Source organism: Pseudomonas sp. 15A4, from assembly GCF_016925575.1.
GTDB lineage: Bacteria > Pseudomonadota > Gammaproteobacteria > Pseudomonadales > Pseudomonadaceae > Aquipseudomonas.
Genome location: NZ_CP068986.1, coordinates 2,466,750 through 2,488,091 on the forward strand (window position 1 = coordinate 2,466,750; position 21,342 = coordinate 2,488,091).

General features: G+C 59.9%; 17 protein-coding genes and 1 pseudogene. 12 read left to right on the plus strand and 6 right to left on the minus strand.

Annotated elements, in window-relative coordinates:
- Positions 1 to 134 precede the first annotated feature (134 nt).
- The 7 genes and pseudogenes from JN403_RS11110 (at position 135) to JN403_RS11140 (ending at position 8,028) form a co-directional block, all read left to right on the plus strand.
- Complete coding sequence (locus tag JN403_RS11110; protein ID WP_205486987.1) at positions 135 to 470, plus strand: helix-turn-helix transcriptional regulator; 336 nt, start codon at positions 135 to 137, stop codon at positions 468 to 470.
- Positions 470 to 1,735 (plus strand): type II toxin-antitoxin system HipA family toxin, encoded by a 1,266-nt coding sequence (locus JN403_RS11115; protein WP_205486988.1) that lies wholly within the window; start codon positions 470 to 472, stop codon positions 1,733 to 1,735. The genes JN403_RS11110 and JN403_RS11115 overlap by 1 nt, the downstream gene beginning before the upstream one ends.
- Positions 1,736 to 1,880: 145 nt before the next feature.
- Entirely contained in the window at positions 1,881 to 4,052 is a 2,172-nt protein-coding gene (locus JN403_RS11120) for a TonB-dependent siderophore receptor (RefSeq protein WP_205486989.1), read from the plus strand.
- Positions 4,053 to 4,167: 115 nt separating this feature from the next.
- Positions 4,168 to 5,485, plus strand: a pseudogene (locus JN403_RS11125) (MFS transporter).
- Between the two features lie 391 nt (positions 5,486 to 5,876).
- Positions 5,877 to 6,149: a LuxR C-terminal-related transcriptional regulator gene (locus tag JN403_RS11130; RefSeq protein ID WP_172609357.1), complete on the plus strand. Its 273-nt coding sequence runs from the start codon at positions 5,877 to 5,879 to the stop codon at positions 6,147 to 6,149.
- A 188-nt stretch (positions 6,150 to 6,337) separates the two neighbouring features.
- A complete protein-coding gene (locus tag JN403_RS11135; protein WP_240356894.1) occupies positions 6,338 to 6,955 on the plus strand; it encodes a hypothetical protein in 618 nt (205 codons plus the stop codon).
- Between the two features lie 188 nt (positions 6,956 to 7,143).
- Complete coding sequence (locus JN403_RS11140) at positions 7,144 to 8,028, plus strand: hypothetical protein (RefSeq protein WP_205486990.1); 885 nt, start codon at positions 7,144 to 7,146, stop codon at positions 8,026 to 8,028.
- 2 nt (positions 8,029 to 8,030) lie between these two features.
- On the opposite strand, the gene JN403_RS11145 is transcribed toward JN403_RS11140, so the two are convergent.
- Positions 8,031 to 9,110: a diguanylate cyclase gene (locus JN403_RS11145; RefSeq protein WP_205486991.1), complete on the minus strand. Its 1,080-nt coding sequence runs from the start codon at positions 9,108 to 9,110 to the stop codon at positions 8,031 to 8,033.
- Between the two features lie 302 nt (positions 9,111 to 9,412).
- On the opposite strand from JN403_RS11145, the gene JN403_RS11150 reads away from it, so the two are divergent.
- Both JN403_RS11150 and JN403_RS11155 read left to right on the plus strand, forming a co-directional pair.
- On the plus strand, positions 9,413 to 10,048 hold the full coding sequence (locus JN403_RS11150; protein ID WP_205486992.1) for a LysE family translocator: 636 nt from the start codon (positions 9,413 to 9,415) through the stop codon (positions 10,046 to 10,048).
- 106 nt (positions 10,049 to 10,154) lie between these two features.
- Complete coding sequence (locus tag JN403_RS11155) at positions 10,155 to 11,324, plus strand: DUF3298 domain-containing protein (RefSeq protein WP_205486993.1); 1,170 nt, start codon at positions 10,155 to 10,157, stop codon at positions 11,322 to 11,324.
- A gap of 77 nt (positions 11,325 to 11,401) precedes the next feature.
- On the opposite strand, the gene JN403_RS11160 is transcribed toward JN403_RS11155, so the two are convergent.
- On the minus strand, positions 11,402 to 11,986 hold the full coding sequence (locus tag JN403_RS11160; RefSeq protein WP_205486994.1) for a polyribonucleotide nucleotidyltransferase: 585 nt from the start codon (positions 11,984 to 11,986) through the stop codon (positions 11,402 to 11,404).
- Positions 11,987 to 12,456: 470 nt separating this feature from the next.
- On the opposite strand from JN403_RS11160, the gene JN403_RS11165 reads away from it, so the two are divergent.
- A complete protein-coding gene (locus JN403_RS11165; RefSeq protein ID WP_205486995.1) occupies positions 12,457 to 14,133 on the plus strand; it encodes an NAD-dependent malic enzyme in 1,677 nt (558 codons plus the stop codon).
- 62 nt (positions 14,134 to 14,195) lie between these two features.
- On the opposite strand, the gene JN403_RS11170 is transcribed toward JN403_RS11165, so the two are convergent.
- From JN403_RS11170 to JN403_RS11180, 3 genes are all read right to left on the minus strand, one after another.
- Entirely contained in the window at positions 14,196 to 14,960 is a 765-nt protein-coding gene (locus JN403_RS11170) for a 2-keto-4-pentenoate hydratase (RefSeq protein WP_205486996.1), read from the minus strand.
- Between the two features lie 64 nt (positions 14,961 to 15,024).
- Complete coding sequence (locus tag JN403_RS11175) at positions 15,025 to 16,323, minus strand: MFS transporter (protein WP_205486997.1); 1,299 nt, start codon at positions 16,321 to 16,323, stop codon at positions 15,025 to 15,027.
- 101 nt (positions 16,324 to 16,424) lie between these two features.
- Positions 16,425 to 17,636: an aminotransferase class V-fold PLP-dependent enzyme gene (locus JN403_RS11180; protein ID WP_205486998.1), complete on the minus strand. Its 1,212-nt coding sequence runs from the start codon at positions 17,634 to 17,636 to the stop codon at positions 16,425 to 16,427.
- Between the two features lie 162 nt (positions 17,637 to 17,798).
- Between JN403_RS11180 and JN403_RS11185 the strand changes: the two genes are divergently transcribed.
- Positions 17,799 to 18,536, plus strand: a complete 738-nt coding sequence (locus JN403_RS11185) for a GntR family transcriptional regulator (protein WP_205486999.1) — start codon at positions 17,799 to 17,801, stop codon at positions 18,534 to 18,536.
- Between the two features lie 36 nt (positions 18,537 to 18,572).
- Positions 18,573 to 19,898 carry a glycine hydroxymethyltransferase gene (locus tag JN403_RS11190; RefSeq protein ID WP_205487000.1) on the plus strand — a complete coding sequence of 442 codons (1,326 nt, stop codon included), beginning with the start codon at positions 18,573 to 18,575 and terminating at the stop codon, positions 19,896 to 19,898.
- Between the two features lie 403 nt (positions 19,899 to 20,301).
- On the opposite strand, the gene JN403_RS11195 is transcribed toward JN403_RS11190, so the two are convergent.
- Positions 20,302 to 21,288 (minus strand): restriction endonuclease, encoded by a 987-nt coding sequence (locus JN403_RS11195; RefSeq protein WP_205487001.1) that lies wholly within the window; start codon positions 21,286 to 21,288, stop codon positions 20,302 to 20,304.
- Positions 21,289 to 21,342 lie beyond the last annotated feature (54 nt).

Here is a 21,342-nt window from a genome sequence, read left to right on the forward strand (position 1 = left end):
ATGAGCCGAATATGGCTCCTTACCATCGAATGTAATTTATATGGCTCATTCCCCTCGCAATGAGCCATATACGACTCTATCGACTTGACCTGAGCCATATACGTTACATACTCACTGCTCGACAGTGAGGCCTCATGAAAACCACCCTGCTGGACCAAATCCGAAAAAGACGCCTCGCGCTGGGCCTGCAGATACAGCAGATGCCTTTGCGTGCGGGCCTGACGCGTCAGCAGTACGGCAAGATCGAAGCGGGTGGGAATCCGCGGTTGACGACCCTCGACCAGATTGCAGAAGGACTCGATGCGGCTCTGCTTCTCGTCCCCAAGTCAAAGCTTGCCGCCGTGCAACGAATTCTCGACAGCGAAGCAGCGCACGACAGTGACCGTCCATACGCGGTGCCGGCGAATGAATCTTCAGGTCAGGAGCTTTCCGTCCACGAGGCCGACGAGAGTCCGTGGGGTGATCTCTGATGGCTGATGAAACGGTAGCGGCTTTGCAGCTGACCCTTCAGGGCGAGCGTGTGGGGTACGTTGCGGGGTACTCCAATGGCAAAAACGTCTTCACGCTGGCGCCCGAGTACATCGAGAATCAAGCCCGACTTCCGCTGACGCTGTCCCACACTGACCCTAGGGCATTTGCTCAGCAATTGGCCAAACGGCATCCCTACGTCACTGCCCATAGACTGCATCCGGTGTTGAGCAACCTCCTGCCGGAAGGAGCGCTGCGCGACTTTCTCTCGCAAGCGATGAAGGTCCACCGCGATAACGAGTTTCCACTGCTCACCTGGCTGGGCCGCGACTTGCCGGGCGCTTTGGTGGCAGAGCGAATGGACGCTGCAGACATCCCCGGCCTTGCGTTGCAGCACCGTGGGAAAATCGACCCGACCGTCATCGACATCCCAGACAGCCAGGCGCATTTCTCACTGGCTGGCGTGCAGATGAAATTTTCCATGCGTGACAGAGACGGGCGGTACATCACCGGTGATCCCGATGCGCCTGGGGACTGGATCATTAAGACGCCCTCGACCATCCACCCGTTTGTGCCGCTCAATGAATACACGGCGATGACACTGGCAGCGCTCGCCGGTGTGGATATTCCCGAGATCAGACTGATCCCGATGGCTGACATCGAAGCGCTGCCAAATATAAACCTGCCCAACGAAACGCTCGCTTACGGCATACGTCGTTTCGACCGTCTGCCAGAAAACGTGCGGGTGCATGCCGAGGATTTCGCGCAGATATTCTTCGCCTACGCACATGATAAATACCGCAAAGCCAGCGCTGACCAGATTGGAAAGTTGGTGTATAGGAGCTCTCTCTACGCGCAGCGTGATGCGACACAGATGGCGAGGCGGCTGTTGGTCAATGTGCTACTCGGCAATGGCGATGCACATCTGAAGAACTGGAGCATGATTTATCGCGACGGCCTAAACGCCGAGCTTTCACCGGCCTATGACATTGTCACGACCAAGGCCTATATTGCCGACGAAACCAAGCCCGCCTTGAATATGGCCAAGGCCAGAAGCTGGTATGGCATGTCACTCGAGCACTTCAAGAAATGGGCTGAGTACGGCGACATTCCATGGCGACCGGTCCTTTACAACTTGAGAGCGACCATCGACAGCGCACGCACCCTGTGGCCCGGTGCGCTTGAAAATAGCCCCATGCCAGACGCGCAGAAGGACGCCTTGCGGGCGCACTGGAGAGATCTGCATCAAGACTTCCGCATCGGATGATTCTTGGCGATTTACTTCACGTTTATCCCTGCACTTAACATAAATCCCGGTTGTAAAAATCCCGCGCAGAACGTAAAAGAAGCGCCGCCGAACTGGCCTGCGTTTCCCGTCGCCCGACTGCCCATCACCAGGAATTCACCCGCCGATGATCACCTCGTCCCGTCCCGCTGCCGGTTTCACCCGTCGGCTGTTGCCGCTGAGTATCGCCTTCGCTTCGCCATGGCTGGCGGCCCACGAAGCCGAGCCGGTCACGCTGGATGCGTTGCGGGTGACCGGGGAGCAGGAGTCGATTTATCAGGCGAGCAGCGCGTCGGTTGGCGGGTTCAGTGAAGCGCCGCTGCGCGATACGCCGGCGTCGATTTCGGTGTACACCGCCGAGCGGCTGAAGGACCAGCAGGCCAAGCTGCTCAGCGATGTCCTGCGCAACGACGCGTCGGTGGGCGACAGCTATGCGCCGGTGGGCTATTACGAGAATTTCGTCGTGCGCGGTTTCTCGCTCAACGCGGCCAACAGCTACCGCATCAACGGGCGGAGTATCACCGGCGAGCAAAACGTGGCGCTGGAGAACAAGGAACAGGTCGAGTTGCTCAAGGGGCTGTCGGGCCTGCAGAGCGGCGTTTCCGAGCCCGCGGGCGTGATCAATTACAAGAGCAAGCGCCCGGAAGACGTGCGCTCGGTGACTGTCTCGACCAACGAGCACGGCGAGCGCTACATCGCCACGGACGTCGGCGGCTGGTTCGGCAGCGAGAAGCAATTCGGCCTGCGCGCTAACGTCGCCCACGAAGACATCCGCTCTTACGTCGAACACGCCAATGGCCAACGGGATTTCGCCTCGCTGGCCTTCGACTGGAACATCAACGACCAGTCCACCCTGCAGCTAGACGTCGAATACCAGAACAAGGAACAGCGCTCGGTGCCGGGCTATCAGTTGCTGGGCGGCACCGAGCTGCCCCACGACGCCTCGCCGCGAAAACTGCTGGGTTATCAAAGCGGTTCGAACCCGGTGGGCATCGACTCGCTGAACATGACCGGGCGCTACGAATACCGCCTCAGCGACGACTGGAAAGCCAGTCTCAGCGCGTCACGCAGCCGCGTGGTCATCGACGATTACAGCGCTTTCGCCTACGGCTGCTATTACCAGAGCGACTGTCCTGCCGAGCCGCTGACCGGGCATTTCACGCCAAGCGGCGGTTACGACATCTACGACTTCCGCAGCCCGGACGACACGCGACGCAACGATGAAGTCGAAGCGTCCATGACCGGCCTGTTCGACACCGGCTGGCTCAAGCATGAGCTGACCTTCGGCAGCAGCGCGTTCCGGCGCACGGTCGACACCCGGCCGTATTTCAGCGAATACGTCGGCTCCGGCAATATCAACGAAACGCCGGACACCTTCGCGCCGTCGGACCTGTCCGTGGGCCACACCGAACGGCGCCTGGACAGCCGCCAGTTCGGGCTTTTCGCCACCGACCGCATCAGCTTCAACGAACACTGGCAGACAGTGATCGGCGGGCGTGAAGTGAAGCTCGATGAAAAGGCCTACAACGAGGACGGCAGCGACAACCGGCACACCGAGCGCTGGATCTTCCTGCCCCAGGCCGCGCTGATCTACAAACCCATTGACAACGTTTCGCTGTACACCAGTTACAGCAAAGGGTTGTCCTTGGGCGGCACGGCGTCGGTGTTCGACAGCAATGTCGGGGAAATCCTCGCGCCGACGATCTCTCGTCAATTAGAAGCCGGGGTCAAATACGACTGGCGCCGCATGAGCTTCACCGCAGCGGTGTTTCAAACCCGCCAGGCCTATCAATATTCGAAATCCCAGGACGATGGCAGCCTGACCTTCGTCCAGCAAGGCCAGCAGAAAAACACCGGCGTCGAGCTGAGCGCCAACGGCTACGTGACCTCGCAGTTGCAGGTGTCGGCCAGCGTCGCGGCCATTCGCGCACGGGTGGAAGACAGCGGCACCGCGGCGTATGAGGATCATCAGGCGATCAACGTGCCCAAATTCCGCGGCAGCCTCTCAGCCGATTACGCGCTGCCGATTCAAGGGCTGGCGCTGTTGGGCGGCGTGCAATACAGCGCCAGCAAATACGCCAACCGCGAAGGCTCGGTGAAAGTGGATGACTACGCTGTGTTTAACGCGGGTAGCCGCTACAGCACCAAAATCGAGGGCTACGACACGGTCTTGCGCCTGACCGTCGACAACCTCTTCGACAAGCGCTACTGGCGCGACGCGGGCGAATACCTGGGGGACGATTACCTGTTCCTCGGCGCACCGCGTACGGCTCGGGTTTCGGCGACGGTGAATTTTTAAATCAGTCGCTGAAACGCGTCAGCCGTCAGCGATCCGCCCGCAAGCCGTCAGCTTTGTTATCCTGCGCGCCTTTGTCGCACCCGCGTGCGTTTCAACCTGTGATTTGGGGTCTTTCATGACAGCCATTCTTCGACCGCGCCCACAACCCATCAGCCGGGGAGACTACAAAACCCTTGGCCTGGCGGCATTGGGGGGCGCTGGAAATTTACGATTTCATTATTTTCGTGTTTTTCGCCCTGACGCTCAGTCAGCTGTTCTTCCCGCCGGAAATGCCCGAGTGGCTTCGCCTGCTGCAAAGCTTCGGCATCTTCGTCACCGGCTACCTGGCGCGCCCGTTGGGCGGGATTCTGATGGCGCACTTTGCCGACAAACTGGGTCGCAAGCGCGTCTTCAGCCTCAGCATTTTGATGATGGCGTTGCCCTGTCTGCTGATCGGCGTGATGCCGACCTATGCCGACATCGGCTACTGGGCACCGCTGGTTCTGCTGGCGCTGCGCATTCTTCAGGGGGCGGCCGTCGGTGGCGAAGTGCCGAGCGCCTGGGTGTTCGTCGCCGAGCACGCGCCGAAAGGCCATCGCGGTTATGCGCTGGGTGTTCTGCAAGCCGGACTGACCTTTGGTTACCTGATCGGTGCGCTGACCGCGACCTGGCTGGCGAAAGTGTTCAGCCACGCGGAAATCCTCGATTACGCCTGGCGCATCCCGTTTCTGATGGGCGGCGTGTTCGGCGTTATCGGCGTGTGGCTGCGACGCTGGCTGAGCGAAACGCCGGTGTTCATGGCGATGCATGCCCAACGCGAGGGCATGACTGAACTGCCGCTTCGCGCTGTCCTACGCCAGCACCGGCAATCTCTGCTGCCCGCGGCGTTGCTGACCTGCGTGCTGACGTCCGCTGTCGTGACGCTGGTGGTCATCACGCCTACGGTGATGCAGCAGCGCTTCGGCATGAGTCCCAGCGACACGTTCGCCCTGAGCAGTGTCGGCATCGTTTTCTTGAACATCGGCTGCGTGTTGGCCGGCGTGCTGGTCGATCGCATTGGCGCCTGGCGTGGCGTAGTGCTTTACAGCCTGTTGCTGCCCGTCGGCGTCGGCGTGCTTTACGCCAGTCTGGTCAGTCACTGGTTGCCGTTGAGCATCGCTTACGCGTTGGCCGGCCTGGCCTGTGGCATTGTCGGCGTCGTGCCTTCGGTGATGGTCGGACTGTTCCCGGCGAACATTCGCGTCTCCGGCATCTCGTTGACCTACAACATCAGCTACGCACTGTGGGCAAGCACCACGCCGCTGGCGCTGATCGCCTTGATGCCCTGGAGTCCGTGGGTGTGCGTCGGTTATTGCGTGATCATGGGCGCGGTCGGTCTGGTGACGGCCATGTTCTTTGGCCTGCGCAAGGGCATGCAGGTCGATGATCCGCGGGTGGCGCGAGCTGGAAATTGAGAGGGCAGGGGCGTCGCAATGGCGCCCGTGTCGAGTCAGTGGTGCGGATTTTAAATCCGTGCCATTCCAAACGAAATCGACCTCTGATTTGTAACAGATGATTGTAATTATCATTTGCAGCGTTTATTGTCCCTGTCTATACAACTGACCCGCTTTTATATATCCACACGGCCTGTACTTGGGCCGTGTTCGAACAGTTTGTCTGCGTGTTTGAGTAGGGATGCTTCGCAAATATCTGTAGGAAAGTTTACTTGTTATTGTTCGGTTATTAACCGGGCTTGACTGTGTAAATGATTAAAGTCTTAAAAACCTGAATATCAATAAAAACAATGTCACGGCCCAGGCAGATGTCATGCCGGGGGCGGCAAGTCGCAGAGACGGTTGAGAACGAATGTTGGAAGAAGAACGCAAGCGTAAGCGATTAAATAAAGCCACTCCCCGAGAGCAGGAAGTCCTGCTTCTCTTGCTGGAGGGGCATACCAACAAGGACATCGCGCAACGACTGGGGATCAGTGATTATACGGCTCGCGACCACGTTTCGGCATTGCTGCGAAAGAACGAGGTGAAGAATCGGGCACAGCTCATTGCGCTGCACATCACGGCGCCGAGAAAGAAGAAACTGGCCACACCCCTACATCTGACGGATTGTTCCGTTGACCGGTAAGTGCATAATTAACCCAATTTGATAGTCCACACTTGTAACCCGTCGTCATCGAGATTTGCTGCGGTGGCGTGTGTTTCGTAATGCGCGATTTTTTGAATAATGACTTCGCTGTCAGTGCTTTGATTTCTTCAATAAAAGTGCTCGTCAAGGTGCACCCACAATAATGATCAATAATAAGGATGGAGTCGATGACCATTCAAGTCGCAACGTCTGAGCCTTTGAAACAACAGCACATCGAGGCACACCACAGTTCGGACGTCTCCACTGCGTTTCAGCAATTGGTCGATGAGCAAAGCCAACTGTCCCGAGACCAGTTGAGCGAGCTGCACAAGCAATGGCTCGGGCCACACGGCATCTTTGCCACCTTCAGTGCAGAGGTCGAGCGACTGGGACGTCAGGCCCCTGCGCTGGATGACCTCTGCAGCCTTGGCAGCGCGGAGCGTACGAACGAGGCCGAGCGAGCGGTGGCCTTCGCGCTGGCGCAGAGCAATCGCCGGCGTGCGGCCAACAACCCGTTCGGCTCGCGCTCGCGTCAGGACCTGTGCTGCGTGGTGTTTAACGAGACCGGTGCATACACCCTGGCTGAGCGTTACGCCGCGTATGAAGCCATGCGCCAGAGCGACTCGGATTTCTTCATCAAACTGATCGCCACCACCCGCGGTGTCACGGAGCGGCGGATCGTCTTTCGCGGCTTGCTCGAGCACTACGACCGGCTGCTGCCAATCGAAAAAGCATCTACCCCGAAGCCTACCGCGACGTGCAGCAAACGCATCTGGATCGGGAAGAAGGGTTATACGGGCCGCTGATATTGGGCGACAGCCTTGCTGCAATATTTGAAACTGTCACGCCTAAAGAGCTGCTCAATCAAATTCATAATTCGGCAGAAATGCTTCCATGATCTACGGTCTCGCCAGACGGGATAAGCGTTCTGTGGTCGGCTAAACCCCATGCCGTCAATCCCCAGTAGATGGCGGACTTCAGTGGAGTATTTGTGATGAGTATTTCAATTCCAGAAAAGATCAATGTTCAGTCCGCTTCCTCGTTGGCTATCACTCAACCCGAAATCAAGGAGGCTTTGAGCGCTTCACCCCAAGGCGCGCAGCAAATACCCGAGTCACCTGTCACTATCAGCGGAAAAGGGCTGATGATGTCACGGCTTTTTAATGGCCATACTTTTGAGCCAGCCACCGTGAAATACGATCCCGCCATGACGGCCTTGTTTCCCACGCTTTTTTTATTGCCTGAAGACCGGAATCTACTGTCGGCAGTCTATGAGTTCGCGAGCGAAGAAGAGGCCGACCTTGGCTATGTGGACGATCTGGCTTGGTCCATTGCTCATTACCGGCGAACGGACAATGGACGCGAAATCATCCCGCAGCGGCCTCTTAACCGGTTTGATACGGAAGGCCACGAAGTGTCTTACTCGTTCAATGAGGAAAGTGCCAACACTGCCCATCGCATATTGAATGGAAGTGCTTTCAGCACGACAGCCATTGATCGCGGCTTTCTACGTTTTGCACTGGACGTCGATTACAGCCCGTTTAGCAGCTTGAATTTTCATTTCCTCGAACAGATCGTCAACAAATTTTCTGAAAATGGAAACGTGGTTGCTGACTTTGGCCGGCAATTCCACCATTTTTCATTTGATCAAAAAAACTGGATTCAGAACGTTTCTGAGGAGGTATACGATCTCTCTGGCAGCGTGCCGTTCTTGAAGCGTACGAAGCCTGATAGCAGTGATGCGCCCGCAGCGGATAAGGCATGTGCTGCCACTGATTCGCATACCCCTGAACGCTCCATTCGCGAGATCATCGCTGCCTATCTGAAGGAAACGGCCGTCCCTACGCTGTTCGAAACGTTGAGGCGCATGAAGCGCTGAATTCACCCCAGCGCCGCGCCCTCGTGCGCACACACCTTCGTGGACGGCCACGCCGGCGTGACCCGATTGCGCCCGGCGCTTTTTGCGTCGTAGAGCGCCATGTCCGCTTCGTGCAACCACTGGGCGGCGTCGGCCTGGTGCGCGCCGTGCGCCGCAACGCCGATGCTCAGGCTCAGTTTCAGATCGGGAAGGGCCGAGTGGGCGTGATCGTGGACCGTGCGGCGCAGGCGTTCGAGTATCTCGGTGGCCTGGGCCAGAGTGGTGTCGGGCAAGATGACGCAGAATTCATCGCCGCCGTAACGGCCGGCCAGATCGGTCTGCCGCAGGCTGGCGCACAGCGTGTTGCTGAGTTGCTTGAGGACGTTGTCGCCGGTGATGTGGCCGTAGGTGTCGTTGATGGTTTTGAAGTGGTCAATGTCGATCAACGCCACGCTGTATTGGCGGTTGAGGGTCTGGCACCTATCGAATTCGAGCGCCAGTCGATCCTTCCACGCGCCGTGGTTCATCAGGCCTGTGAGGCTGTCGGTGGTGCTGAGTTTTTCCAGCGCTTTCTTGCTTCTGGACAGCTGTACGGCCACGCGATAACAGACCAGCCCGATCGCCATCGGGTAGATCACCAGCATGGGCAGGCAGGCGAAGAGCTGCAGCTGAGTGACGTGGGGGAACAATGCCGGCATGAACAGGGTGTACGCCGCCAGCGCGCCCGCGATCTGCGCCAGCGAACCCAACACAAACAGACGCAAGCCACCGGCTGCGATGTTGTTCATCGCCATCATCGACAGCACCGTCACGGTGGGCAGCGGACTGATTCCCATCGCTCCCGCCCAGAAGCCACCGCCCAGCGAGTCGTAAATCAGGTTGCGCCGCTCGGCGGCATAGGGCTGAGGGGAACGCCTGGCGAGCAGGAAAGCCATGTGCGGCCAGCCGAAACCGTGGGCGATCATGGCGATCCATACCCAGGTTGGCGGATGGGAAGGGTACAGCGCCGCCGCCACCGCGAAGAAGCCAATGCCCAGGCCGATGCTGCGCGGCAGGTACATGCGTCTGGCGAAGGAAAGACCTTTTTGGACCGAAGTGTTCATAGCGCTTCACCGGGTTATAACGCAGCATCCCGACTGATACATCGGTCACGACCAACGACGCCGAGTGTCGCTCGCCAATGGGATGCTGGGAAGAGCCCTTAGCCACTATTGGTTAAATAATTCGCACCGGCTGTCGCGAGGAGGCGGGAATGCTGGTGCCCTTGGGCGAGCGCAAGGGATCGTCTGTCATGGCCCGTTTTCCGGCCATCTGTGTATAGACCGGTCTGCGTAGGTTGGCTGAAATAAGCGGGCAATTCGGCGCGGTCCGGATGTGCATTCCGTCACGCCGGCAGGAGCCTACGATGCCCGAACTCTCAAACCTCATCGCTTTTTCCCTCATCGCCCTCGGTATGGTGCTGACGCCAGGGCCGAACATGATTTACGTCATTTCGCGATCCATCTCACAAGGACGCAGGGCGGGTCTGGTCTCCCTCGGCGGCGTGGCAGCCGGTTTCATCTTTTATATGCTCTGCGCGGCGTTCGGCATCACCGGTTTGGTGATGGCGGTTCCCTATGCCTACGACACGCTGCGCATGGCTGGTGCCGCGTACCTGCTGTACTTGGCTTGGCAGGCCGTGAGACCGGGCGGTCGCTCGCCGTTTCAGGTGAAGGATTTGCCGCACGACAGCAACCGGCAGCTGTTCCTCATGGGCCTGATGACCAACCTGTTCAATCCCAAAGTCGCGGTGCTTTACCTGTCGCTGTTGCCGCAATTCATCACCGTCGGCGACGGCACCAGCGTGCTCGGCCAGTCATTGATTTTGGGCAGCGCGCAGATTGTGGTCAGCCTGAGCGTGAACGCAATGGTCGCCATGGCGGCGGGCTCCATTGCGATGTTTCTGACGCAGAAGCCGGGGTGGGCGGCAGTGCAGCGCTGGCTGATGGGCACGGTGTTGTTTGGGTTCGCGGTGCGGATGGCCGCTGAGGGGCGGCGGTGATGGTGCGGTAATGTTTCGCTGGGAACTTGGCAAGCGCTTGCCAGACGCTCTCCGATTCGCGAGATTAAGGCCCCCGATTCGTTAGCATCATCACAAGGGACGTCTGATGCCTGTTTCTCTCTATGTTCTGCGTATCACCTGCCTCGCCGCGCTGATCGCGCCCTTCACCCTGCACGCCGATAACGCGGTCCATGTGCTGACAGGCACCTTGGGCAAAGCGCCCATCGTCGTCGAGTTGGATCTCACCAGCGCTGAGGACGTGTCGGGCCGGTATTTCTATGAGAAGTACCACAAGGACCTGCCGCTTTCCGGCACCTCCAAGGGTAACGATCTGACGCTCACTGAAGGCCTGAGCTACGACGACGAAGCCAAGTTGCCGAAGCTCGTCCTTCATAAAAATCCGGATGCGAGCTGGACCGGGGACTGGAGCAGCAAGGGCAAGTCCTACAAGGTGCAATTGGCCGAACAGGCCATCAACGCGCCGGATGCTTCCGCCGAACCGGGTTGGCAGGACATCTACAAACAGTCGGCGTATGACTACCTGCGACTCACGCATCTGACGCTCAAGGCGGATAAAAAAGCCACGTTCATGGGGCACGCGCTGCAATGGTGGGTCGAGCCGGAATCGGGCGTCTCGATGTTTGAAATCACGTCGGGTTACACGCCGGAGCAGGCCGCACGTATCAATCAGCAGCTGCGCGCGCGCTTGTGGCAGGAGGTTGTCACCTACAACCAGTGCATGCTCAATGCCAGTCGCAATGGCGGTGATTTTGCCCAGACGGTCACGCCGCGCGTGCTGACGCCGGGCATCGTGAGCCTCAGCGTCTTCACCGAATACGATTGTGGCGGCGCGCACCCGGACTTCGGCGACTCACCGCTCAATCTGGATGCCAGCACGGGGAAGGCCTTAACGCTGGAAGATGTGATGTGGGTCGGCAAGGGCGCGCCGTTTCATTACGAACGTGATGAAGAAGGCGGCACGAGTTTCGACACGTATTCCGACTACCGCGGCAAAGCCTTCGCCCCGTGGCTCGTTGGCCAGCTAAAAGCGGCGCACCCTGCAGACATGGTGAAGCCTGCCACCGAAGACGACTGCGACTACACGGACCCATCGGTCTGGGAGTTTCCGTCGTGGTACTTCACCGAAAAAGGCATCGTTTTCGGACCGTCTTTCGCCCGGGTGATGCGCGCGTGTGAAAGTCCCGAATGGTCGGTGTTGCCTTACAGCGTCATCAAAGCGCATCCGGGCGGGACTAAACTGACGCTCCCGGAATGATGAGGCCTTCGTGATCGATTGATGATCTGACATCGCTGCTTTTCCGGCTGCAGTCGCTGCCAGAAAAGCAGCAACCCTCACTTCCCGCCGGTCACACCCTTCACCACCTCGGCGTGGGCCTTGGCATCCTTCGCCAGGGAAATCACGTTCACCATCGCCGTGCGTTTGCCGTAGGCCGCAGTAATCGTCGTGCTCAACACCCGGCCGCCGTCTACGCTGCCTGAGATATCCAGCTGACGCATGCCGAGGCCTTTTCGTACGATCTTCTTCTCACCCAGCTTCTTGAAGTCCTTGTAGCTGGACTGCTGCTGTTGCAGCGTGTCGGCGATGATACCGTCGAGGGTTGGCTTGTCGTTGGCGCCGACCTTCTGGTCATTGGGCAGCGGCGTCTCGGTGATGATCACCACGCGCTTGGCGGGCTTGTTCATGTACAGCGAGCCCGTCACGCCTGCCGCCCTGGCCTTGGCGTCGATCTCTTCCATCGGGCCTTTGACGTAGTCCTTCGGCAGGGTGAACGCGAATTTGCCGCCGAGCATCGCGACTTTCTGTACAGCAGGTTTCGGCGCGTGCTTGGCTTTGGTCGCGGCCTGCGCGCCGGCCATGCCCAGGCATGAGGCCAAGGCGGTGCAGACCAGCAGGGTTCTTAAACTGAACAAGCGCATTCCGACCACTCCTGGGGATGATTCCTACATAGGTCCGGCATTTTGCCTGAGGGTGATGGCAGGGTGATAGTCGTGAGGATGATGGTGTGTTTAGGACTCGCAGATGCCGGTCCGGCTGGATACACGCGGTACATTGTGGGACCGGCTTCAGCCGGGAAGCGGCCGGTATACACAACACAAGATTTTCAGCGAGACACCCGACGCCTTCCCGGCTAAAGCCAGTCCCACAGGGTATGCGGCATGTCCAATTCCTTTGGTGTACGCGGTGTATCTGTAGGACTGGCTTCAGCCGGGAAGAGGCCGGTATGCACAACACAAGATTCGCAGCGTGACCCCTGACGCCTTCCCGGCGAAAGCCGGTCCCACTAGGCCACACGCATGTCCGAAGGATTGTGCGCACCTTTCACGGTTGGCTTTCCAGGCCAAAGGTGTACATTGAATTCAAAATACAATAAGCACAGGAGACAGACATGACCCATGCCACTGATCGCGCCTTGCAAGTCCCTTTCGCCGGGCCCACGTTGTTGGGCACTCCACTTCTCAACAAAGGCACGGCGTTTAGCCTCGATGAGCGTGAAGCCCTGGCCCTGCAGGGACTGCTTCCCGAACGCGTCGAAACCATCGAACAACAGGCTAGCCGCGCCTATCACCAGTACCAGGCCTGCGCGACCGATCTGGACAAACACATCCTCCTGCGCTCGATTCAGGACTCCAACGAGACACTGTTCTACCGCGTCGTCGACGACCATCTCGACGAGATGCTGCCGATCATCTACACCCCCACCGTCGGCAAGGTCTGCCAGGAATTTTCCCGCATCTACCGCAGCCATCGCGGCCTGTTCATCAGCATCGCTGACAAGGACCGCATCGACGAGATCCTCAACAACGTCACCAAAGACAACGTCAAAGTCATCGTCGTCAGTGATTGCGAGCGCATTCTCGGCCTCGGCGATCAGGGCGTCGGCGGCATGGGCATTCCCATCGGCAAGTTGTCGCTGTACACGGCGTGCGGTGGCATCAGCCCGGCCTACACGCTGCCGGTGGTGCTCGACGTGGGCACCAACAACCCGGCGCTGCTGGCGGATCCGCTGTATTTCGGCCGTGGCCAGGAGCGTGTTCGCGGCGCTGAATATGATGCGTTCGTGCAGGCATTCGTCGAAGGCGTCCAGCGCCGCTGGCCGGAAGCCATTCTGCAGTTCGAAGACTTCGCACTGACCAATGCCATGCCGTTGCTGGCGCGCTTTCGCGATCAACTCTGCTGCTTCAACGATGACATTCAGGGCACGGCCGCTGTCACCGTCGGCACCTTGCTGGCCGCCTGCAAGATGAAGGGCCAGCGCTTGTCCGATCAGACCGTCGCGTTCGTGGGCGCCGGGTCAGCGGGTTGTGGGATCGCCGAGCAGATCATCGCCGCCATGCAGCTCGAAGGTTTGTCCGAAGACCAGGCGCGCAGCCAGGTGTATCTGCTCAACAGCAAAGGGTTGCTGACCGATCGCCAGCCGGGCCTCTACGATTTCCAACAGCGCCTCGCCCACTCCAGCGACTCACTCAACGACTGGGATTTCAGCGCCCACTGGCCTTCGCTGCTTGAGGTGGTCAGCAACGCCAAACCCACGGTGCTGATTGGCGTGTCAGGGAAGGCAGGACTGTTCACCCAGCAGATTGTCGAGACCATGCACAGCCATTGTCCGCAGCCGATCATCATGCCGCTGTCCAACCCGACCTCACAGATCGAAGCGCACCCCAAGGACATTCTGCAATGGACCGACGGGCAGGCGCTGGTGGCGACGGGCAGTCCGTTTCTACCCATTGAGGTGCTGGGCAAAACCTTTCCCATCGCACAGTGCAATAACTCCTACATCTTCCCCGGCATTGGCCTCGGCGCCATCGCGAGTAAAGCCACCCGCGTCACCGACGGCATGCTGATGGCGTCGGCCCAGGCACTGGCTGGATGCGCAGCGGCAGGGCAGATGCTGCCGCCGTTGCGGGATGTTCAGTCGGTCAGCAAGCGCATCGCCTTTGCTGTCGGCATGGCGGCCCAGCGCGACAGTGTGGCCCCACCGCAATCGGAAGAAGAATTGTCAGCGGCCATCGAGAAAGACTTCTGGCAGCCGGTTTACCGGTCCTACGTCCGCCGTCCTGATTAAACCCCAGGGACAAAAAGAACCCGCCAAATCGGCGGGTTTCTTTATGACACTAAAGCCCTGCGTCAGGACAGAGTGAGGGAAACCGGCGGCAACCCGTCGATCTGTGCCAGCACCTCAGACATGCCCTGGGCGAAGTGCATGCCGGTGTAAGAGCCCGTGGTGATCACGAAGTCCGCAGGCAATGGCAGACCGTTGAGGGTGTGATGGTTGACCAGCCACGGCAGCAACCGTCGCGGATCGCTTGCGGGATTGGCGACTTTGGAAGGCACGATGCTCTCGCCATTTACCGTGAAGGTCAGCGTCGGTGCAACAAAGGGAAACGACCCTTCGTAGGGTACGAAATCACCCACCACTAGTGCGCCGTGGTTAAGCAGATCGGCCAGTTGCGTCAGCGGCTCGATCTTCGGCCACGCCGCAAACCGGCTGGACACCACCTCAATGGACGCCGCCATTTCGCCGATGCCGGCCATAACCTCGTCGTCGCTGTACGCCTCATCCCGCGGGCTGAAGGTGCGGTTGAAACGGAAGGCGATTTCCAGCTCCAGACCCACCGGCGGGTAGACGCTGCGGTCTAGCGTGCCGGTGGACGGGAACAGGCAGTCGCGGGGCAGGGGAGAGCCTTGAATAGGCCCGTCCGCAGACTTCGAACCGATCTTCCAGCCGCCTGCTTCAACGCCACGCAAGCGCAGGATTTTCTGTTGCGTGAGGTAGGCCGCGTCGCGGTCAGGCGGGTTCAGCTCGAAATTCAGCTCGCCCAACAGGTCATGTTTGTTCTGGGCATCGACGATCAGCTGCGCCAGGCGCGAGGGTTGGGTGTCAGTGTCCAAGAAGGGTCCTCCATTCAGGTTGCTCGCGTGAGAACGCCGCCCGAAGGCGGCTTCCGTTGTCGCTTTATTTACTGATCACCGGCGCGGGTTCAACACTCGGGGCCAGCGGCGCAGCAGGTGTGCCGTACTCAAACTTGTTCTGCGGCTTCATGCGGAACGACAGCACGACGCCAATCGCCAGCAGAATAATGCTGACCAGAAATGGCAGCTGCCAGTTGCCAAACTTGTCGATCAACAGACCGGCGGCCACCGGGCTGACGATGGCAGCCATGGCCGATCCGGTGTTCATCATGCCGCTCGCGGTGCCGCAATGGTCCGGCGCGATGTCCATCGGAATTGCCCACATCGGGCCGATGGTCATCTCGGAGAAGAAAAACCCGATCGCCAGGCAGGCCAGGGAAATGTGCATATCTTTGGTGAACATCAGCGGCACCAGCGACAACAGCGTCAGGCCCAGGCACACGGCAACCATCAGGCTGCGCGCCTTGTTCAGATCCTTGGTGCGCGCATAAATACGGTCGCTGACGATGCCGCCCAGGGTGTCGCCGACCACTCCACCGAAGAAAACGGTGGAAGCGAAAATCGCCGTGCCCTTCAAGTCCAGGCCCATGTTCATGAAGTACATCGGCACCCAGCTGAGCAGCAGCCACAGCGTCCAGCCGTAGCAGAAGTAAACGATCGTGACCGGCGCCATGCGCTTGAACAGGCGACCCCACGGCAGGACGACGCTGGACTTCACTTTCGGCGGCGGCAGGGTGTCCAGTTCCTGTTTCGAGATGCGCGGGTGGTCTTTCGGGTGCTCGGTGAACACCACCATCCACAGGATGACCCAGACGAAGCTGGTGGCTGCGCAGACGTAAAACGATTCGCGCCAGCCGTAGGTGGCCATCACCGCGATCATCGCTGCCGGCGCCAATGCGTTGCCGAGGCGGGCGAAGGCGTGGGTGATGCCCTGGGCGAAGCCGCGTTTTTCCTTGGGGATCCAGCGGGACATTGCCGCCGTGGCTGCCGGGAAGGTCGCGCCTTCACCGAGGCCGAGGAGGATCCGCGCGACGATCAGCGAAACGAAGCCGCCGGCCAGCCCGGTCAGCACCGTGGCGCTGGCCCAGATCAGCCCGCACACCACCAGCGTTCGCTTGGCGCCGAATCGGTCGCTGACCCAACCGCCGATGATTTGAAAGATCAGGTAGGGGTACGCGAAGGCCGAGAAGACGATGCCGATCTCGGTCTTGGTCAGATTGAATTCTTTACCGAAACCGACCGCGGCGGTGCTGACATTGACGCGGTCCAGGTACGTAATGAAATACATGGCGCACAGCATGAACAGCACCACCGTGGTGGGGCGCAGACGTAAAAACTTCATGTGCTATCTCCAGTTTCTTATTGTGTTCGCTGACAACGCGATGATTCGGGATAGTGAGATGCGTCAAAAACGCTGCGGGCGTGCCGCAGCGGGGTGTGGCATTAGTCGCGTCGCAGCGGTACCGATTGCCCTCCCAGGTAATCCATGGCGGCCAGCACGCCGCTGGACTGAAGTTTTACGCCGGCCATCTGCAGACCCATTTCGCAGCCGGTGAGGGTGGCCATCAGCATCAGGTCGTTGCAGTCGCCCAAGTGGCCGATGCGGAACATGCGGCCTTTCATCTTGCCCAGGCCGGTGCCGAGGGACATGTCGAAGCGCTCGTAAATGGTCTTGCGCACCTGGTCGGCGTCGATGCCTTCAGGCGTCATCACGCCGGTGAGCACGGGGCTGTAAACGCTCGGGTCGGCGCACTGGATTTCCAGGCCCCACGCGGTCACGGCAGTGCGGCAGGCTTTCGCCAGACGGTTGTGACGGATGAACACGTTGTCCAATCCTTCGCCGAGGATCATGTCCAGCGCTTCGGACAAGCCGTAGAGCAAGTTGGTGTTCGGCGTGTAGGGCCAGTAACCGGTCTTGTTCATCTCGATGATCTCGTCCCACGCCCAGAAACTGCGGGGCAAACCGGCGCTTTTGCTGGCTTCGATGGCTTTCGGCGACAGGGCGTTGAAGCTGATGCCCGGCGGCAACATGAGGCCCTTCTGCGAGCCGGAGACAGTCACGTCCACGCCCCATTCGTCATGACGATAATCGGCAGAGGCCAGGCCAGAGATGGTGTCTACCAGCAGCAGGGCAGGGTGGCCCGCCGCATCAATGGCTTTGCGCACGGAAGCGATGTCCGAGGTCACGCCGGTGCTGGTCTCGTTGTGCACGACGCAGACGGCCTTGATGCGATGCCCGCCGTCAGCGCGCAGGTGGTCTTCGATCATTTGCGCATCGACGCCACCGCGCCAGCCTTCAAGGCCGGGGCGGCCGATGAACTGCGGCTTGAGGCCGAGGCTCAGCGCCATCTTCCGCCACAGTGTTGCGAAATGGCCGGTCTCGAACATCAACACTTCGTCGCCCGAACTCAGCGTGTTGCACAGCGCCGCTTCCCAGGCACCCGTGCCCGACGCCGGATAAATCACCACCGGATGCACGGTCTTGAAGATCTGCTTGATGCCTTCCAGCACCTTGAGCCCCAGCGCGCCGAACTCCGGGCCGCGGTGGTCAATGGTGGGGTAACTCATCGCGCGCAGGATGCGATCCGGCACCGGGCTAGGCCCCGGAATCTGAAGGAAGTGGCGACCGGCAGGGTGGAAATCGAGCTTCAGCATCGGTGTCTCCTGGTTTTTTTGTAATTTTGTATTTTGAATTCAAAATTAACCTAGCACAGGGTGATGCTGTGTCAAACGGCTTAATTACGCTAATCTTCCCAGCGAACTGGAGCATTTTCGAATAAGGACTCGATGCCAGAGCGGGTCCGATAAGGATTTTGTATGCAAAATTTTGACGAACTATCCGACCAAACGGGCCAGCAACCGCCCGCGCGACTAATTCCCAAGGTCGAACGCCAGCGCCTCCATGACATCGTCATCGATCACCTGCGCGGCTTTATCACCGAAGGCGTGCTTGCCCCAGGCACCAAGCTCAACGAACGCGAGCTGTGCGAAACCCTCGGCATCTCCCGCACGCCGTTGCGCGAGGCGTTAAAGGTGTTGGCCGTAGAAGGGCTGATCGAAATCAACCCGAACCGTGGCGCCAGCGTCGCCCGCATGTCGGAGCTGGAGATTCGCGAAACCTTCGAATTGATGAGCGGCATCGAAGCCTTCGCCGGGGAGCTGGCCTGTGAGCGCATCACTGCCCAGGAAATCGACGACATCAAAGCGCTGCACTACGCCATGGTCGTCAGCAAAAACCAGAACGACCTGCCGGGTTACTACCAGCGCAACCGCGCCATCCACGACCTGATCAACCTGGCCGCGCGCAACTCGGCGCTGCGTCAGGTCTACCTGTCGCTGAACCGGCGCATCCACGCCTTACGCTTTCTCTCCAATCATCAGGCCCCGAAATGGGATCGCGCGCTGCACGACCACGAAGAAATGATCGAGGCCCTGCAAGCCCGGGACGGCAAGCGCCTGAGCAGCATCCTGCGCCACCACCTGCTGGAAAAACGTGATGCCCTGATGCTGCTGGTCAGGGATGAATCCGAGCACCCGGATTCCATTCGTCGTTGACTGATTGTTGATGCGTCATTAAGGAGGCTGCCGACCATGCCCCGTGATCTCGATGCCTTGCTGGCCGCTTGTGCCGACCGATTGCCCCAACTGGAAACCCAGCGCCTGATGCTCTATGCCGGCGCCAACCTCCCCAGCGCACGCGCCATGGCCGCCTACAATCCCGCGTTCAGCGCCTACCCGGCGATGGGCCCGACCGGTTACAAAGAACAGCCGGACACCGAACTGGTCAGCGAGCTTGAAACCTTCGCCAGCCAGGCGGCCATGTCCCTGTTCGGCGCGGCATGGGCCGAAGTCCGCCTGGCCAGCTGCACCTTGGCCAACCTGGCCATCTTTCACGCCTACTGCCGACCGGGCGACAAGGTGCTGGCACCCGCCGCCGAGCACGGCGGGCACCTGAGCCAACGCCGAGGGGGTACCCCTGAATTGGCAGGTCTCATCGTTGAAGACCTACCGTTCGACCGCCGCAACTGCCAGCTGGACGCAGCGCGCGCAGCAGAGATGATCACCCGAACCCGCCCCAGGCTCGTCGTGCTCGGACGCAGCATCATGATCAAGGCCGACGACATCGCCCCGGTGGTCAGCGCAGCCCGCGCGGTCGGCGCCAAAACACTGTTCGACGCCTCCCACGTGCTGGGCCTGATCGCTGGCGGCACGTACCCCAACCCGTTTGACGCCGGCGTCGACCTCATCAGCAGTTCCACCTACAAAACCCTGCCCGGCCGCCCGCAAGGGCTGGTGCTCGGCCGCGACCCGGAAGACGCGATCGCTTTGCGCGAGGTGCTCGATACCCGGCTGCTTGCTAACTACGACGCGGGCCGGCTGCCGTCCTTGGCGGTCACCCTCACTGAAGCCCAAGCCAATGGCCGTGACTATGCCGCCCGCATTGTCAGCAACAGCGCGGCGCTGCATCGCGCGCTGGTCGATGCCGGGTTGCCTGTCATCGGGGCTAATGACGGGGAAGTGCACACCCATCAACTCTTGCTGCCGCTGTCACTGGATGCTGACCCGCGGGCCGTGATGCACGCGTTGCAGGCTCAGGGCATTCTCATTGGGACTTGTGTTGATCCTTCTCGTGCTGGACATCAGGCGTTGCGGCTGGGGACGCAATTCATCACGCGGCAAGGGATGGGCGCGCTGGATATGGTGGATGTGGCGCGACTGCTGGGTGATGTTTTGCGTGTGGGTGCTTGGGGTCGGCTTCATGCCCGACCGGTCGCTGATATGGCGCAGATGGCAGGGCGGATTCAGCAAATGCTGAGCAAAAAAAGCCGCTGGGGAGCGGCTGAAGTTTGGAGCTTGGAGGCACCACGTCGGGAGCAACGACGCAGCGAACGACAGAAACAAAATGCTAAAAGCTGATCAGGCGTTTGACGTTCTCCGGCTTGGGTGTGTGGGTTCACCGTTTCCGCGCTGGGCGGGTTCGATGGGGTGAAGCCACTTTAGGAACGATGGACGGCGGGGGCAAATGAAACCCGGGTAACTATTTGTTAGCGAAAATGTTATGTGGGGAAGGGGGCTTGGGCGGGAACTTTCAGGCCTTCGTGGTGCTTCGCGGCACGGCGCTTTGTATGAGGGCTGCAAGCTAGTCCCTGCCAAGCACACATCCACTGTAGGAGCGCGCTTGCCCGCGAGAGTCGTGTCAGCACCTGATTCGTCGCTGACCCACCGCCATCTCATAACGCCGTCAGAGTGTTTGCGCGGGGGGCTTGTTGGTGCGAAGCACGTCATGGGTTGGCTGACGTGCTCATCTGATCTTGCGGCGTTACTTCACCGTCATCGGCGCGAAAATCGGCCGGATCCCGCGGCATTTCGGATAAGCCACACAACCCCAGAAATTCCCGCCAGCGTTGGCACCGGTTCTCGCGACACGTATCACCATGGTTTTGCGGCAGTGCGGGCATAGAGGCGCTGGGGGCAGGGCAGCAGGCTCAGGCTCGGCTTCACGTGTGACGGGTGGCGTCGCGGTTGGAGCGGGCGCTTGAACGGGAATCGGAGCTGGAGCGGTACTTGGCGTAACGACCACCTCGGGCTTAACGATTGCTGGCTCGACACGCTCTGGCACCACCTCGACCGTCGGCCGTGGACCGGGCTTCTTCGCCTCAGCGATCCACTGCTTCAGCACCGATCCGTCGACCAGTTGCACGTTGCGCCCCGCCGCAAAATCCCTCGCTGGTTTGGTAAACGTCCCACTGGTCACCACGAACCCACCGACAGCACCTTCAGCCGCCATCGCGCCATACAACTCCCGCACCACCGGCACACCGACCTGCACCGAGCGCCATTGTTTGCACTGCACCACGTACGTCTCGCCGTCCTTGCGCGCGATCAGATCGATCCCGCCGTCCGGGCCGTTTTGGCCTGTTTCTCGTACTGAGTAGCCGCGACGACGCAAGGCTTCGCCCACCAGTATTTCGAACTCGTGCCAGGTGATGCTCAGCAGAGGGTTGCCTTTGGTGGTGGTGGCGGAGTCGAAAAGCTTGCGGGGGCGTCGGCGTTGGATGATCGACGCTATGGCGCCTCCGGCGAAAATTAGCGGCACCAAATACTGGCCGAACGTCGCGAACGTGCGCCAGACGGTGCTGAAAAGCACCGACTGCAAATGTTGAGGATCAGAGTAGACGGGCATCGGCGCGGTTGCTACGGAATGCAGATAAACGCCGGAGCTGACCGCAATGAGCGCGCTGATCCACCAGGGTAGTTTGCTGGCGATGTGAAACAGGTCTTCGAAGAGGGAGGTTTTCTTGGCCATGTCCTTGGTCTTTTCTTTAGTCCATACAGGGAGACAATTCGGTGAGCGCTGCAC